The sequence below is a fragment of the Streptomyces sp. NPDC047841 genome (assembly GCF_040704085.1).
GTDB lineage: Bacteria > Actinomycetota > Actinomycetes > Streptomycetales > Streptomycetaceae > Streptomyces > Streptomyces argyrophylli.
Map to the genome: position 1 here is coordinate 79,361 of NZ_JBEYRP010000001.1, position 14,665 is coordinate 94,025.

Here is a 14,665-nt window from a genome sequence, read left to right on the forward strand (position 1 = left end):
CCTCACACCCGGATCACACCCCGTACCTGTCCCGCAGCTCCACCTTGCGGACCTTCCCCGACACCGTCATCGGGAAGGCGTCGAGGAGCTGGAGCCTGCTGGGGATCTTGTAGTGCGCGAGCCGTCCCGCGCAGAAGTCCCGCAGCTCCTCCAGCGTGAGGGGGTCGGCGGGGTCGCTCGGGATGACACACGCGAGGACCTCCTCGCCGTACCGCTCGTGCGGCACCCCGACGACCTGGACGTCCCGGATCCCCGGGTGGGCGTACAGGAACTCCTCGACCTCGCGCGGGTAGACGTTCTCGCCCCCCCGGATGATCATGTCCTTGATCCGGCCGACGATCTCGACGTACCCGTCCTCGCGCATCACCGCCAGGTCCCCGGTGTGCATCCAGCGGCCCGCGTCGATGGCCTCGGCCGTCTTCTCCGGCTCGTTCCAGTAGCCGAGCATCACGCTGTAGCCGCGGGTGCACAACTCGCCCGCCTCGCCCCGTGGCCGGGTGACCCCGGTGGCCGGGTCGACCACCTTGACCTCCAGATGGGGCAGGACCCGGCCGACGGTCGCGGTGCGGTGCTCCAGGTCGTCCTCGATCCGCGTCTGCAACGACACCGGGGACGTCTCCGTCATGCCGTAGCAGATGGAGACCTGCTCCATGTGCATCTCGGCCACCACCCGCTTCATCACCTCCACCGGGCAGGGGGAGCCCGCCATGATGCCGGTGCGCAGGGTGGAGAGGTCGTAGGAGGCGAAGCCGGGGAGGTTCAGCTCCGCGATGAACATGGTGGGGACGCCGTACAGCGAGGTGCACCGCTCCCGCTGCACCGCCTCCAGGGTGGCCGCCGGGTCGAAGGACGGCGCCGGTATGACCATGCAGGCGCCGTGCGAGGTGGCCGCCAGATTGCCCATGACCATGCCGAAGCAATGGTAGAAGGGCACCGGGATGCAGACGCGGTCCTGCTCGCTGTAGGCGATCGCCTCCCCCACGAAGTAGCCGTTGTTGAGGATGTTGTGGTGGGAGAGGGTGGCGCCCTTCGGGAAGCCGGTCGTGCCCGAGGTGTACTGGATGTTGATGGGGTCGTCGCAGGACAGCTCCTCGTACGACACCCCGGGCGTCGCCCGCCGCAGCAGTTCCTCCCAGCTCGGGTCGCCGATGTACACGATCTCGCGCAACTCGGGGCAGTTGCCCCGCACGTGCTCGGCCATCGCCCGGTAGTCGCTCGTCTTGTGGCTGAGGGAGGCCACCAGCAGCGAGACGCCCGACTGCCTGAGGACGTACTCGACCTCGTGGGTGCGGTAGGCGGGGTTGATGTTGACCATGACGGCGCCGACGCGGGCGGTGGCGTACTGCACCAGCACCCACTCGGGGCAGTTGACCGCCCAGATGCCCACCCGGTCGCCCTTGGCGACGCCACTGACCACCAGGGCCTGCGCCAGCTCCTCGACGGCCGCGCCGAATTCCGCGTACGTCCAGCGCCGCCCTGACGGCACGTCGACCAGCGCCTCGCGGTCCGGCCAGGCCGCCACGGCACGGTCCAGGTTGGCGCCGATGGTGTCGCCGAGCAGGACGGTCGGGCTCGTCCCGTGCGTGTACGACAGCTGCGGGGTCACCGGAAGTCCTCCTCGCGGTACTCGTTCTCCGAGCCGGCCGCCGTGGCCTCGCGCAGCTCGATCCGGCGGATCTTGCCCGAGACGGTCTTGGGCAGCGCCCCGAACTCCAGCCGGCGGATGCGCTTGTACGGCGCGAGCACGTCACGGGAGTGCTCGAAGACGACCTTCGCGGTGTCCGGGCCGGGTTCCCAGCCCTCGGCGAGGACGACGTACGCCTTGGGCACCGCGAGCCGCAGCTCGTCCGGGGCGGGGACGACGGCCGCCTCGGCGACCGCCTCGTGCTCCAGCAGGGCGCTCTCCAGCTCGAACGGACTCACCTTGTAGTCGGAGGCCTTGAAGACGTCGTCGCTGCGCCCGATGTAGGTGAGGTAGCCCTCCTCGTCCCTGGCGGCGATGTCCCCGGTGCGGTAGTAGCCGCCCGCCATGGCCTCGGCCGTGCGGTCCGGGTCGCCGTGGTAGCCGGTCATCAGGCCGACCGGGCGCTCGGCGAGGTCGAGCGCGATCTCGCCCTCGGCGGCGCCGGGAGCGCCGGAGACCGGGTCCAGCAGTTCCACCCGGAAGCCGGGGCTGGGACGTCCCATGGAACCGGTCTTCAGTGGCTGGCCGGGGCTGTTGGAGACCTGCACGGCCGTCTCGGTCTGCCCGAAGCCGTCCCGGACGGTCACCCCCCAGGCGCGCCGGACCTGCTCGATGACCTCGGGGTTGAGCGGCTCGCCCGCGGCCACGATCTCGCGGGGCGGGGTGCGCAGCTGGCCGAGGTCGGCCTGGATGAGCATCCGCCACACGGTCGGCGGCGCGCAGAACGTGGTCACGCCGGCCCGGTCCATCTCGGCCATCAGCCGGGCCGCGTCGAAGCGGGTGTAGTTGAAGACGAACACCGTCGCCTCCGCGTTCCACGGCGCGAACAGGTTGGACCAGGCGTGCTTGGCCCAGCCGGGCGAGGAGATGTTCAGGTGGACGTCGCCGGGCTGGAGGCCGATCCAGTACATGGTGGCCAGGTGCCCGACCGGGTACGAGGTGTGGGTGTGCTCGACCAGCTTGGGGCGGGCGGTCGTCCCGGAGGTGAAGTACAGCATCAGCGGGTCGTCGGCCAGCGTCGGGCCGTCCGGGACGAAGTCGGCGGGGCCCGCGTAGGCGTCCTCGTACGGCTCCCAGCCCTCCTGCGGCAGGCCGCCGACCGAGATGCGGGTGTAGGCGCCGGGCACGTCGGCGAACTTGGCGGTGTCCTCCGCCCGGACGACGACGTGTTTCACCCGCCCCCGCTCCACCCGGTCGGCGAGGTCGGCCGGGCCGAGCAGCGGGGTGGCCGGGATGACGACCGCGCGCAGCTTCATCGCGGCCAGCGCGGTCTCCCACAGCTCGGCCTGGTTGCCGAGCATGACGAGGACGCGGTCCTCGGCGGCGACCCCGCGCTCGCGCAGCCACCGGGCCACCCGGTTCGACCGCTCGGACAGTTCGGCGAAGGAGAGCCGGGTCTCGGAGCCGTCCTCCTCGACGATGTGCAGCGCGGTGCGGTCGTTGCCGTCGGCGATCTCGTCGAACCAGTCCAGCGCCCAGTTGAAGTGCTCGGGCCGGGGCCAGCGGAAGCCCTCGTAGGCGGTGGCGTAGTCCTCTCGGTGTTCCAGCAGGAAGTCCCGTGCCCTGCGGAACATCTCCGTCGCCGTCGTCATCGGTTCTCCTCCTATGCTCCGGACCATTGCCGGGCGGCTCTCTGGCATCGTCTAATCCGTGATGCGGGTCTCACTACCCCCGAACGGGGGTGTGGGCGGCCGAAAGGGCGGACGGGTGACGGCAGACGCGGTGGGGACGGTGGAGATCTGCGGCGCGCTGGCCCGGCTGCGGCGGGTGACGGGACTGCCCGTGGCCTTCGGCGGCCTGGTGGAGTCCGGCCGGCCGCAGATCCGGATCAGCGAGCTGAGCGGCACGACCACCGCGGCGCTGCGCTCGCTCGCGGTGACCTCGGGCAGCGGGCTCGGCGGCAAGGCGGTGGCGCTGGCCCGGCCGTGCGCGGTGACCGACTACTCCAGCTCACGCCGGATCAGCCACGAGTACGACGTGCCGGTGGCCGCCGAGGGCATCCGGGCGGTGCTCGCCGTACCGGTGGTGGTGCGGCGCCGGGTGCGCGGGGTGCTGTACGGCGCGCTGCGCTCGGCCCGGCCGCTCGGTGACCGCACGCTGGACGCGGCGGTGGCGGTGGCGCGGGACGTGGAGCAGGCGCTGGTGGTGCGGGACGGGGCGCGGGAGTTGCTGGCGGCGGCCCGGCCCGAGCGGACCGTCCCCGAGGGCGGTGCCGCGTGGGAACAGGTGCGCGAGGCGCACGCGGCACTGCGGGCGCTGGCCCCGCGGATCGCCGATCCGCGGCTGCGGGCCGAACTGCTGTCCGCGTGCGGCCTGCTGACCGCGCCGCCGCGAGCCGGGAGCGTGACCCTGGCGCCACGCGAGGTGGACGTGCTGTCCTGGGTGGCGGCGGGGGCCACCAACGCGGCGGTGGCCGAGCGGCTGGGCATCGGCCCCGAGACGGTCAAGGGGTATCTGCGTTCGGCGATGCGGAAGCTGGGCGCGCACACGCGAGGGGAGGCGGTCACCGCGGCGCGCAGGGCGGGGCTGCTGCCGTAGCCCGGAGCCGGCCGGGAAACCTGACGGTCATGCAACCCGCCGATCCGGAAACCCGTTGGTCAGGAAACCTGACCATTCATCCGGCGCTACTTTGAATTTCCCTCTGCTTGACCGTTTGTTATTTCCCTCACCAGGGCTTCCGTCCGGATTTCAGGGATCGTTGCCTAGAATTTGCTCCGGACACGACACACGAGGGGAGCGGTGACCGTGCGACGGGACTTCAAGGAGCCTGCCAGGTGCCGCCCCGACCTGGTCATAGGCCGCGAGGAGCTGTTCGCCGACGCCCGTGAGCGACTCGCCTCCGGGGGCAGTGTGCTGCTCCACGGCCCCGCCGGAATAGGGAAATCCACCGTCCTGCGGGCATTGGCCGAGGAATACGGCGCCACCGCGCGCACGGTCTTGCGCTGCTCGGCGACCGAGTCCGAATCGCACCTGCCCTTCCTCGCCCTCGCCGACCTCCTCGGCCTGGTGCTCGACGAGGTCTCCCCGCGGCTGCCCGCCGCCCAGCGCACCGCCCTGGAGTCGGCGCTCACCGGCCGCGGCGAGTCCAGCCTCCAGCGCGACGGACTCGCCCTGCGCCTCGCCGTGCTCTCCGCGCTGCGCGCCCTCGCCGTCCACGGCCCCGTCCTGGTGGTCGCCGACGACCTCCAGTGGCTGGACCCGGCCAGCGCGGAACTCCTCGGCTTCGCCGCCCGGCGCCTGGAGGGCACCCCGGTGCAACTGCTGTGCGCGGTCCGCACGGAGGGCCGGCAGAGCCAGGAGTACGACCGCCACCTGCGTGCCTGTCCGCCGGGCACCCTCGCGGTCCGGCTGGGCCCGCTCTCGCGCACCCAGGTCGCCGAGCTGCTCGACCACCGCGGCCACGGCTGCCTGTCCCGCTCCACGGTCCGCGAGATCCACCGCACCAGCGGCGGCAACCCGCTCTTCGCCCTGGAACTGGGCCGCGCCCTCGCCGACAGCCCCACCCCGCCCCGGCCGGGCGAGCCGCTGCCCGTGCCGACCTCGCTGCGCGCCCTGGTGCTCAGCCGGCTGGACATGCTCTCGGTGGAGGCCCGCCGCACCCTGCTGGTGGCCAGCGCCGGCGCCCGCCCCACCCCGGCCCTGCTGCACGCGGCCGGCCGGAAGAACGCCGAGGCCGAGTGCGCCCAGGCCGCCGAACTCGGGCTGCTGGCCACCGAGCCGGACGCCCCGGCCGTACGGTTCGCGCACCCGCTGATATCGGCCGCGCTGTACGCGGAGGCGCCCGCCCACGAACGGCGGGCCGCGCACGCGGCGCTGTCCACCGCGGCCTCCGACCCGATCGAACGGGCCCGGCACCTGGCCCTGGCCACCACCGGCACCGACCCGGAGGTCGCCGCCCGGCTCGCCGAGGCCGCCGCCCTCGCCCGGGACCGCGGAGCGCCCTCGGTCGCCGCCCAGCTGGGGCTGCTCGCCGCCCGGCACACCCCCGCCGACGGCGCCCCGAGCCCGCAGGAACGCCGGCTGACGGCCGCCGAGGACGCCATCACCGCCGGCGAGGTCGACCTGGCCCGGGACATCGCCCGGGAGGTGCTCGCCCGGGCGACCGTGCCCGCCGACCGGGTACGGGCCTGGATGATCGTCATCGACACCGCCGGCCACACCATGGCCGAGGTCGACGCCGTCTTCCCGCAGGCCCTCGCCGACGCCGGCGACGACCCCCGGCTGCTCGCCCTGGTCCACTACCAGCTGGCCTGGCGGGCGCTCATCGTGGAGGGCGACTTCACCGAGGCCCGGGAGGCCGCCGCGCACGCCGCCGGGCTGGCCGCCCGCGGCGAGGACCGGCGCACCGAGCTGCTCTCCCTCGCCTTCCAGGCGCAGACCGAGACCCTGATGGGCCATCCGGAGGCGCCCCGCACCATCAAGCGGGCCCTGAAGGAGCCCCAGGACCCCCGGGTGGCGTGGCATCACAACGGCGCGGGCAGCGCCCGGTTCCGCTGGCTGGTCATGGGGGACCAGCTGGCCGAGGCCCGGGCCGCGGTCACCGGGCTGCTGCGCGAGGTGCGCCGGCGCGGCTCGGTGGAGAGCGAGGTGCACTTCCTGCGCGGTCTCGCCGAGACCGAGCTGCGCGCCGGGCACTGCGGGCGGGCCCTGGAACTGGCCCGCGACGGCCTGCGGCTCGCCCGGGACTCCGGGATCGGCGAGACCGCCTCGGCGATGCTCACCTCGCTCGCCGAGGCCTCCGGCGGCGACGTGGACCGCGCCCTGGCCCTGGCCCGGGAAGCGGCGCACCACGCCGAGGAGGACGGCGACCAGATGTACCTGTCGCGGGCGCTGGGCGCCCTCGGGTACGCCCAGCTGGTGGCCGGGGACCCGGCGGGCACCGTGCGCTCGCTGCGCCGGGTGCGCACCCTGGAGCTGGGCCTCGGCATCACCGACCCGGCGCGGGGCCGCTGGCACGGCGACCTCGCCGAGGCGCTCGTCCTGATCGGTGAGACGGCCGAGGCGCAGGACGTCATCGACGTCAGCCGGGAACACGCGCTGCGGCTCGGCCGGGAGAGCGTCCTCGCCGTGCTCGACCGGTCCGAGGCGCTGGTGCGCGCCGCCCGGGGCGACCGGGAGGCCGCGCTCGCCCAGCTGACGTCCGCTCAGGACCGGCTCGGCAAGCTCGGCTACGGCCTGGAGGAGGCACGGGCCGCGTTCGCGCTGGCCCGGCTGCGCGGCGGCCCGGGGGCCGGGCCGGGCGTGTTCGAGGAAGCCACCCGGCTGTTCCGGCGCTGCCGGGCGCTGCCCTGGCTGCGCCAGGTGGACGAATCCCCGGCCACCGCCGTACCGGAACCCGCGCCGGCCGTGCCGGAGGCCCTGGACGCGCTGCACGCGCTGGCCGCGATGGAGCGTCAGGTCGCCGCGCTCGTCATGGAGGGAGCCACGAACCGGGAGATCGCGGCCCGGCTGTTCATCAGCGTGAAGACGGTGGAGGCGACCCTGACGCGGGTCTACCGCAAGCTGGGGATCCGCTCGCGGGTGGACATCGTCCGATTGGCGGCAGGTCACCGCGCGCCCTGAGCGGTGCTCTTGTTAACTGAACCGGACCGAGGGTTTTCCCTCACCCAACCCCCTAGGGGGTTCCCTCATTGGGAGCCGAGGGTGCCGGGTCCTAGCGTAATGGGCGTGCCGCTCGCCCGGGCACATGGGGGTCGGTCCCGCGACCCCCATGCAAACCCCCCACACAGACCCGCGCGAACCCCCCACCGGTGCAACCCCACTGAGGAGACTCATGTTCGGGCTCACACGTGCAAGAAGGACCGCCGCGACCGTGGTGGCCGCCGCCGCCGCGGCGTCCGCGCTGCTCGCCTCCCCCACGGCGAGCGCCGCCCCCCAGCCCATCGTCGGCGGTACGACCACCACGACGACCGCGTACCCGTTCATGATGCAGATCACGGACGCGTCCCAGAACCAGTTCTGCGGCGGCACCCTGGTGGCGCCCAACAAAGTGGTGACGGCCGCGCACTGCATGGCCGGCGAGACCACGGGCAGCGTCCGCGTGGTCGGCGGCCGGACCTACCTCAACGGCACCAACGGCACGGTGAGCCGGGTCAGCAAGATCTGGATCAACCCGGACTACACGGACGCCACCAACGGCGACGACGTGGCCGTGCTGACCCTCTCGACGTCGATGCCGTACACCACGGCGAAGTACGTCACCTCCTCCCAGACGAGCGTGTACGCGGCCGGCACCACCGCCCGCATCCTCGGCTGGGGGACCACCTCGGAGAACGGCGGCTCCTCCAACCAGCTGCGGACCGCGACCGTCCCGGTCGTGTCCGACTCCAGCTGCCGCTCCTCCTACGGTTCGGACTTCGTCCAGTCCGACATGGTCTGCGCCGGATACACGTCCGGCGGCGTTGACACCTGCCAGGGCGACAGCGGCGGTCCCCTGCTCATCGGGGGCGTCCTGGCAGGGATCACTTCCTGGGGCGAGGGGTGCGCGGAGGCCGGTTACCCGGGTGTCTACACCCGGCTGACCACCTTCTCGGACCTGGTGACCGCGCAGGTCGGCTCGTGACCCGGAAGACTTCCCGAGCACCGCTCGGGTAACGGCCGGGGGGCGTTGCGGGCCACCACGAGCGGCCCGCAACGCCCCCTCTCCACCCCTGCGGTCGGTCGGGCGGCGCCCTACCGCCGTACGACGTGCCCGAACCGGATGTCGTACGCGGTGCCCGGGTGCATGACCGCGAGCATCCGTTCCGCCTCCGCGGTCACCTCCTCGCGCCGTGCCCTGTCCGGCTCGGCGAAGGTCTCGATGACGAGGGTGCCGCCGTCGAGCTTCCACAGACCGGCCAGGAAACCGTCGACCAGCAGCGTGCGGTAGGCCTGGTTGCCCTGCCAGTGCCGGCCGCGGTGCTCGGGCGGTACGACCCGGGTGCGGTCGGCGTGGGAGAGCAGGAGGTTGTCGAACTCGGGCAGGAAGCGGGGCGGTGCGGGGGTGGCCGGGTCGGGGCGCGGGGCGTCGGGGAGGTCGAAGAGCTCGACGCCGCGTAGGTCACGGAAGGTCAGCAGCCGGGGGCGCAGGCGTTCGAAGGCGGGCCCGAGCCGGGTGAGTCCGCACCAGGTCTGCATGTCCCGCACGGAGGCGGGGCCGAAGGCCGCGAGGTAGCGCAGGACCACGGCGTCCGGCTCGGGGGCGGGCCCTGCGGGGCGGCCCAGCCAGTGCTCGGCGGTGGTGAGCGCGACCTGGCCGCTCTCGTCCCACAGGCCGCGCGGGGTCACCTGGACGAGCGGGAGCGTGCAGCGGGCCGCCACGGCGAGGGCCTGCGGGTCGGCGTCCGGCCACTCGGCGCCGAGCGCCGCGCGCAAGTCGGCCAGGGTCCGCGGCTCGGCCTCCACCAGCTCCCGGGCGACGGCCGCGAGCCGGTCCAGGCCGACGCCGGTCAGCCCCGCGCGGAAGGCCCCCAGTCCGCGGTCGCTGGCCGGCTGGGCGAAGGACGGCAGGGTCAGGCAGTCGTCGGCGGTGTGGGTGTGGATCGTGGAGCGCAGGGTGACGATCCGGGCCACGTCCCGGCCGGCCATGAGCGCCGACAGCCGCTCCGGCGTGAAGCCGTCCAGCCGGGCGGCGAGGGCGTAGTACGGGGGCCTGGTGTTCTGCGCCTGGAGTCCGAGGAGATGGCTCACCGCGTCCCCGGCCGGCCGCGTGGACCGGCTCAGCAGGAGCTGCCGGGCGAGGGTGGCGCGGTTCAGCGCCCGGACGTCCATGACGGGTGCGCTTCCCGGCCCGCTCCGCTTCCCTGTGCTGTGGGTCATGACCGTACGCTGACACCCCTTGCGGACGAGTTCTGTCCGCGATGCCCGGCGGTTGTCCCCCCGCCGTCGCCTGTGGTGTCGTACGCGGGGACCTAGGGCTCTGCGGAAGGGGCGGACATGAACGAGGCGCTGGTGCTGGGCGGCGGGGGCGTGGGCGGCATCGCCTGGATCACCGGGGTGCTGGCGGGGCTCGCCGACGCCGGGCAGGACGTGACCGGCGCCGGTCTGCTCGTGGGGACCTCCGCCGGGTCCACCGTGGCGGCGCAGGTGGGCAGCGGACTGGGTCTGGAGGAGCTGTACGCCCGGCAGGTGGACCCCGCCCTCCAGGCCGCCGAGATCATGGCCGAGATGGACCTGGAGAAGTTCGCGGCGGAGATCGGCGCGGCCCTGGCATCGGCCGCCTCCCTGGCGGAGGTGCGGCGCGCGGTCGGGCGGATGGCCCTGGACGCGCGGACGGTCTCCGAGGCGGAGCGGCGCGCGGTGATCGAGTCCCGGCTGCCGTCCCACGGGTGGCCGGAGCGGGCGTTGCGGATCGTCGCGGTGGACGCGGTGAGCGGTGAGCCGCGCGTCTTCGACCGCACCTCGGGCGTGCCGCTGGTGGACGCCGTCGCCGCGAGCTGCGCCGTGCCGGGCGTGTGGCCGCCGGTCACGATCGGCGGACGCCGGTACGTGGACGGCGGGGTGCGGTCCGTCGCCAACGCCGACCTCGCCGCCGGTGCCGACCGGGTGCTGGTGCTGGTGCCGCTGGGCGCCACCGAGCCCTTCCCCAGCGAGCGGCCGCTGGAGCGGTCCGTGGCGGAGCTGCGCGCGGCGGGCGCCGAGGTCGTGGTCGTCGCTCCCGACGAGGCGTCGGCCGCGGCGATCGGCGACAACGCCCTCGACCCGGCCACCCGCCGCCCGGCCGCCGAGGCGGGCCGGGCCCAGGGACGCGCGCTCACGCCGCCCTGGGCGCGGGACTGAGCGGTCCCGGACGGCGCCGGCTCCACGGGGCGGCCGGCGCGTACGCCGCCTGGGCGTGACGCGCGGCCGGACCCGGACGGCGCCCCGCCCACGCGGGTGCCCTCGCGGCACCCCCGTCCGCGCGCCGGACGTTCACCGGGTGGGGTCGCACACGGACGGCAGCCAGGTCAGGCCCCGGGTGGCGCTCAGGGTGTCCAGGGAGCGCAGGAGGTCCCGCAGATGGCCCGGGTGGGCGAGGAACTCGATCGCCGCCTCGGCGAACGCGTCCCGTACCGCGGGCGGCATCGCGTCGGAGGCGTCGAAGCAGCGCACGGCCTCCGGGTCGCGCAGGGTGCGTGCCAGGGAGCGGCGCCAGTCCGGGTCGGTGGCGCCGGCGGGCGGGACGCCGGTGTGGACGGAGAAGCCGGACTGCTGGGCGCTCCAGGCGCGTTGGGTGTCGGCGGAGGCCAGGTACCGGATCAGTTCCTTGGCCGCCGGGGTGGCGTGCAGCAGGGCGACCAGGTCCGCGGAGACCTCCCACGCCCGGTTGGCGGGGGCGCCGAGGAGCAGCCGGGCGGAGGGCTCGTAGCGGCCGTCGACGTCCTTCCAGGCGTGCTGGCGGCCCCGGATGAACGACGCCTGGTGCTCCAGCGTGCAGCCGCGCGGGCTCGCGGTGACCGGTCGCGACGCCGCGTCGTACGGGGTCAGCAGGGCCCGCCGGACGAGGTCCGGGTCGCCTCCGGCGCCGACCAGGTCGCGCCAGGTGGTCCAGGCCGTCCTGACCTGCTTCGAGTCCCAGCGCAGCGTGCCGCGCGCCCACTGCTCGTAGACCCCGGGGCCGTAGCGCTGTAGCAGGATGTCCTCGATCCAGTCGGTGCCGGGCCAGCCGCTGGTGGCGCCGGAGCCCATGCCGACGCACCACGCGGCCGGCCGGCGCGCCGCCTGCTTCCGCTCCTGCTCCCCGACGCCCGCCGGGTACCAGACGATGCTCTTCAGATCGGCCTTGAGGGGGAACCAGTACACGTGCCCGTCGGCCAGCGGCTTGGCCCACAACGTGCCGAAGTCCCCCTGGTCCACGAGGTCTTCCAGCGGCAGGAGCTGCTTCTGCCGGGCGTACTCGGCGAGTTCGCCGGGGCCGGTGAGCGCCACCACGTCGGGTGGCGTGCCGGCCTCGACGTCGGCGCCGAGCACCTGGCTCTCGGCGTTGCTGCCCTGGTAGTCGACGCGGATGTGGTGCTCGCGCTCGAACGGCTCGATGACCGCCTGGCGGAAGTTCTTCTCGTCCTCGCCGGTCCAGTTGGCCAGCAGGGTGACGGTCGGCTCCTGCCCGAGGGCGCGTACGCCCACCACGAGGGCCGCCGCCAGCACGGCCAGGCAGCTCGCCACCACCGTGACGATGCGGACCAGGCGGCGGGAGGGGCGGGAGCGGGTCGCGGGGACGGCCGTCGCGGAGCCGCCGGGGCGCGCGTTCACCGGGGCCTGAACCGGTAGTCGTCGATGTGCCGCCGCAGGCCCGTCTCGGCCAGTGCCATCAGCAGGACGCCTCCTATCGGGATCCACACCGCCGCCGACGCGCGGAAGCCGGTGTGCGCCAGGTACGAGGCGGCGTCCCGCCCCGCTTCGGGTATGAGCCGTCCGGGCAGCGGACGGTCGAGCAGCCGCCGGGTGTCCGCCATGCCCTGCTGGGTCCACACGGTGAACAGCACGGCGGTGGCGACACCGGCCGCCGACAGCGCCAGGGCGGCCAGGAGCTGGCGGTTGTACCGGCGCCGGAAACGGCGGCGGAGGAAGAGCTGGGTCTCCACCAGCGCGGCCCCCAGGGCGAGGGCCAGCAGCAGGCTGACGCTCCAGGCGAGCCACAGCAGCGGGCCGAACGAGGTCTGCCGGTGCACGGCCGCGCGCTGCTGGCGTTGCAGCGCCTTCAGACGGTCCTGTACACCCGTGCCCTTCTCCGTCAGGATCCTGGTGGCGTAGCTCCGGTACGCCTCGCGCAACAGGCTGCGGTCGGGCTGGAGCTGGGACTTCTGGACCGTGACCGCGTAGACCGTGATCAGCCCGGCGATCGTCTGGAGGGTCTGCCGGCCCGCCGGCCCGCCCACGTCGTCGTCCGCGGCGGCGGCCGACAGGCTCTGCGCGGCGACCGAGATCTGCTTCTGGAAGTCGCTGGTCGGGGCGGGTGCGCGGGCGTCCCGCTCGGCCTCGCCGAGCGCGTACAGCGCGGTGTCCAGGGACAGCACGGCCGGGGCGCTGGAGGTGCGCAGCGGGTTCGCGTCGCCGTGCACGCCCTGGTACGACACGAACAGCGACAGCGCGAGCAGGGCCGACAGGGACAGCAGCAGGCGGTGGCGGACGGTCAGGTCGTGGGCGGTCGTGCTGGCGCCGGGCGCCGGGCGCGGCCCGGCACCGGGCAGCCGTAGCCGGGGGGCCGCCCTGCCCCGGGCGCGGCGGTCGGCCGGGCGGCCCCGTGCGGGGCGCGGGGTGGGCGGGGCCGCCGGCCGCGCGCCGGTCGCGGGTCCGGGGCCGGGTGTCGTCCCTCCGCCGGTGCTCATGCGGGTGCCCCTCTCAGCGGCCGGCCGCACCGGCCGCCGCAGTAGACGGAGTCGGCCGGACCGAGCCACTTGCAGCCCGGGCACTCGACGAGTCCGTCGGCTCGGACGGGGAGGGCCGGCTCGGCGGAGCCGTGCGGGGTGGCGCCGGGCGGGGCGGCTTCCCGCGGGCTGCCGGAAGCCGGTGGGACGGCTCCGGGTGGGGTGCCGGAGCCCGGTGGGGTCCCGGCGGACCCGGCGCCGCGTGCGGCGGCGCTCCCCTCCCCCGAGCCCACCGCCGGCTGTTCCGGTGGCGTCGTCAGGGCGCTGGAGAGGATCAGGTGCTGCCAGTCGACGTCCTTCAGGCCGGTGCGGACCCGGCCGGTGCCCGGGGCGGCCTCGATCAGCCGCAGCGCGCCGAGCAGCTGGGCGTCGCCCAGTTCGGCGGCCAGCCCGAGCGCGCGGGCGAGTTCCCGGTCCGCGGTGTCGCGGCCGTCCGCGCCGCGCAGCCAGGCCCGGTAGGCGCCGGCGACGGCGGCGCTCGCCTGCTGGTACAGCTCGTGCCGGCGGACCCCGGGATGCTGCCGGGAGGCGTCCAGGGGGTTGTCGGTCCAGCGCACCAGGATGGGCCGCGGCGCGGGCAGCCGTACCGGCCGTCCGAAGTCGGGTACGGCGATCTCCACGGCGGCGAGCTGGAGGTCCTCGCCGGTCTCGCGGCCGGCCGGGTCGGCGGTCAGGACGACCTGGAAGTGCCGTACCTCCTCGCCCCAGGCGCGGGTGACGTACTCCGCGGCGCGCCCGCCGGGGCCGGCCGGCACGGGCGGCAGCTCCTGTTCGCTCGGCACCACCTGCTTGACCTGCCGGATCACCGTGCCCGGGGTGGGGGTGAGCCGGATGCGCAGCTCGGGCACCGCCGTGCCGAGCAGTCCGGCCACCAGCTCCTCGTAGGCGGCGGTCAGTTCGGACTCGGCGCGGACGGCGCGGGCGCGGCCGTGCAGCCGCCGGGTGATGCGCAGCAGCAGATCGGCGTCCCAGTCGTCGCCGATGCCCCAGGCGTCGCAGACGAACCGGCCCTCGCAGGCGTCGAGGGCGGTCTCCAGGGACATGGCGGCCCGGTGGTCGTGCTCGTTGCGCCCGTCGGTGAGCAGCAGGACGTGTTTCACCGGGGCGGGGTGGTCCTTGAGCAGCCACCGGGCGAGGTCGAGCCAGGGGCCGATCGCGGTGCCGCCGTCCGCGTCCAGGATCCGCACGGCGCGTTCGGCGGCCTCGCGTTCGCCGGGACCGGCGACGGCGAGCACGGCGCTGCCGGCGCCGGGGTGGACGAGGGTGGCGTCGAACCGTCCGGAGAGCACGGCGAACGCGGTGCCGTCGGGCAGCATCCGGACCGCCGCGACGGTGGCGTCCTTGGCCGCGTGCAGTTTGGCGGCGGGGTGGAGCATCGAGCGGGAGGTGTCGACGATCAGCACCTCCGCGAGCGCGGGCCCGGTGCCGGGCACGGGCGCGCCGGGGCGCGCCGGGCGGCCGTGGCTCCTGACCCCGATCTCCAGGATGGCGTGCATCTCCGGGTCCGGGTGCCGTCCGGCGGGGTCCGGCGCGACCGGCAGTTCCTTCTGCTGGCCGACCGCGAGCGTCACCTCGGTCTCCTCGGCCACGGTCATCGCTGCCTCTTCCCAAGTGGTCCAGAAGGTCGTCTCCTCCGGGCGTCGGGCTCCCGGAGGAC

10 protein-coding genes are annotated in these 14,665 nt (G+C 74.7%); 4 read left to right on the plus strand and 6 right to left on the minus strand.

The annotated features are described in order from the left end of the window. Positions 1-13 precede the first annotated feature (13 nt). Positions 14-1,606, minus strand: coding sequence for an AMP-binding protein (locus AB0947_RS00350; RefSeq protein WP_366748042.1), 1,593 nt, complete (start codon positions 1,604-1,606; stop codon positions 14-16). Further along, positions 1,603-3,276, minus strand: coding sequence for an AMP-binding protein (locus AB0947_RS00355; RefSeq protein ID WP_366748043.1), 1,674 nt, complete (start codon positions 3,274-3,276; stop codon positions 1,603-1,605). Before AB0947_RS00355 ends, AB0947_RS00350 begins: the two co-directional genes overlap by 4 nt. Positions 3,277-3,391: 115 nt before the next feature. On the opposite strand from AB0947_RS00355, the gene AB0947_RS00360 reads away from it, so the two are divergent. The 3 genes from AB0947_RS00360 to AB0947_RS00370 all read left to right on the plus strand — a co-directional run bounded on the left by AB0947_RS00360 (position 3,392) and on the right by AB0947_RS00370 (position 8,246). Continuing rightward, positions 3,392-4,222 carry a helix-turn-helix transcriptional regulator gene (locus tag AB0947_RS00360; RefSeq protein WP_366748044.1) on the plus strand — a complete coding sequence of 277 codons (831 nt, stop codon included), beginning with the start codon at positions 3,392-3,394 and terminating at the stop codon, positions 4,220-4,222. Between the two features lie 201 nt (positions 4,223-4,423). Next, complete coding sequence (locus tag AB0947_RS00365; protein WP_366748045.1) at positions 4,424-7,246, plus strand: AAA family ATPase; 2,823 nt, start codon at positions 4,424-4,426, stop codon at positions 7,244-7,246. Positions 7,247-7,457: 211 nt separating this feature from the next. After that, the gene (locus AB0947_RS00370; protein WP_366748046.1) at positions 7,458-8,246 is read left to right on the plus strand and encodes a serine protease; all 789 of its coding nucleotides are present in this window, start codon (positions 7,458-7,460) and stop codon (positions 8,244-8,246) included. A 110-nt stretch (positions 8,247-8,356) separates the two neighbouring features. Here AB0947_RS00370 and AB0947_RS00375 read toward each other — a convergent pair whose 3' ends face one another. Then, positions 8,357-9,481: a winged helix DNA-binding domain-containing protein gene (locus tag AB0947_RS00375; protein WP_366748047.1), complete on the minus strand. Its 1,125-nt coding sequence runs from the start codon at positions 9,479-9,481 to the stop codon at positions 8,357-8,359. A gap of 117 nt (positions 9,482-9,598) precedes the next feature. On the opposite strand from AB0947_RS00375, the gene AB0947_RS00380 reads away from it, so the two are divergent. Further along, positions 9,599-10,441: a patatin-like phospholipase family protein gene (locus tag AB0947_RS00380; protein WP_366748048.1), complete on the plus strand. Its 843-nt coding sequence runs from the start codon at positions 9,599-9,601 to the stop codon at positions 10,439-10,441. Between the two features lie 132 nt (positions 10,442-10,573). Here AB0947_RS00380 and AB0947_RS00385 read toward each other — a convergent pair whose 3' ends face one another. Genes AB0947_RS00385 through AB0947_RS00395 form a run of 3 tightly spaced genes read right to left on the minus strand, consistent with a single transcriptional unit; the run spans position 10,574 to position 14,603 of the window. Further along, positions 10,574-11,893: an ABC transporter substrate-binding protein gene (locus AB0947_RS00385; protein WP_366748049.1), complete on the minus strand. Its 1,320-nt coding sequence runs from the start codon at positions 11,891-11,893 to the stop codon at positions 10,574-10,576. Continuing rightward, positions 11,890-12,969 carry a hypothetical protein gene (locus AB0947_RS00390; RefSeq protein ID WP_366748050.1) on the minus strand — a complete coding sequence of 360 codons (1,080 nt, stop codon included), beginning with the start codon at positions 12,967-12,969 and terminating at the stop codon, positions 11,890-11,892. The genes AB0947_RS00385 and AB0947_RS00390 overlap by 4 nt, the downstream gene beginning before the upstream one ends. Beyond that, on the minus strand, positions 12,966-14,603 hold the full coding sequence (locus tag AB0947_RS00395) for a VWA domain-containing protein (protein WP_366748051.1): 1,638 nt from the start codon (positions 14,601-14,603) through the stop codon (positions 12,966-12,968). Before AB0947_RS00395 ends, AB0947_RS00390 begins: the two co-directional genes overlap by 4 nt. Positions 14,604-14,665: the final 62 nt, after the last annotated feature.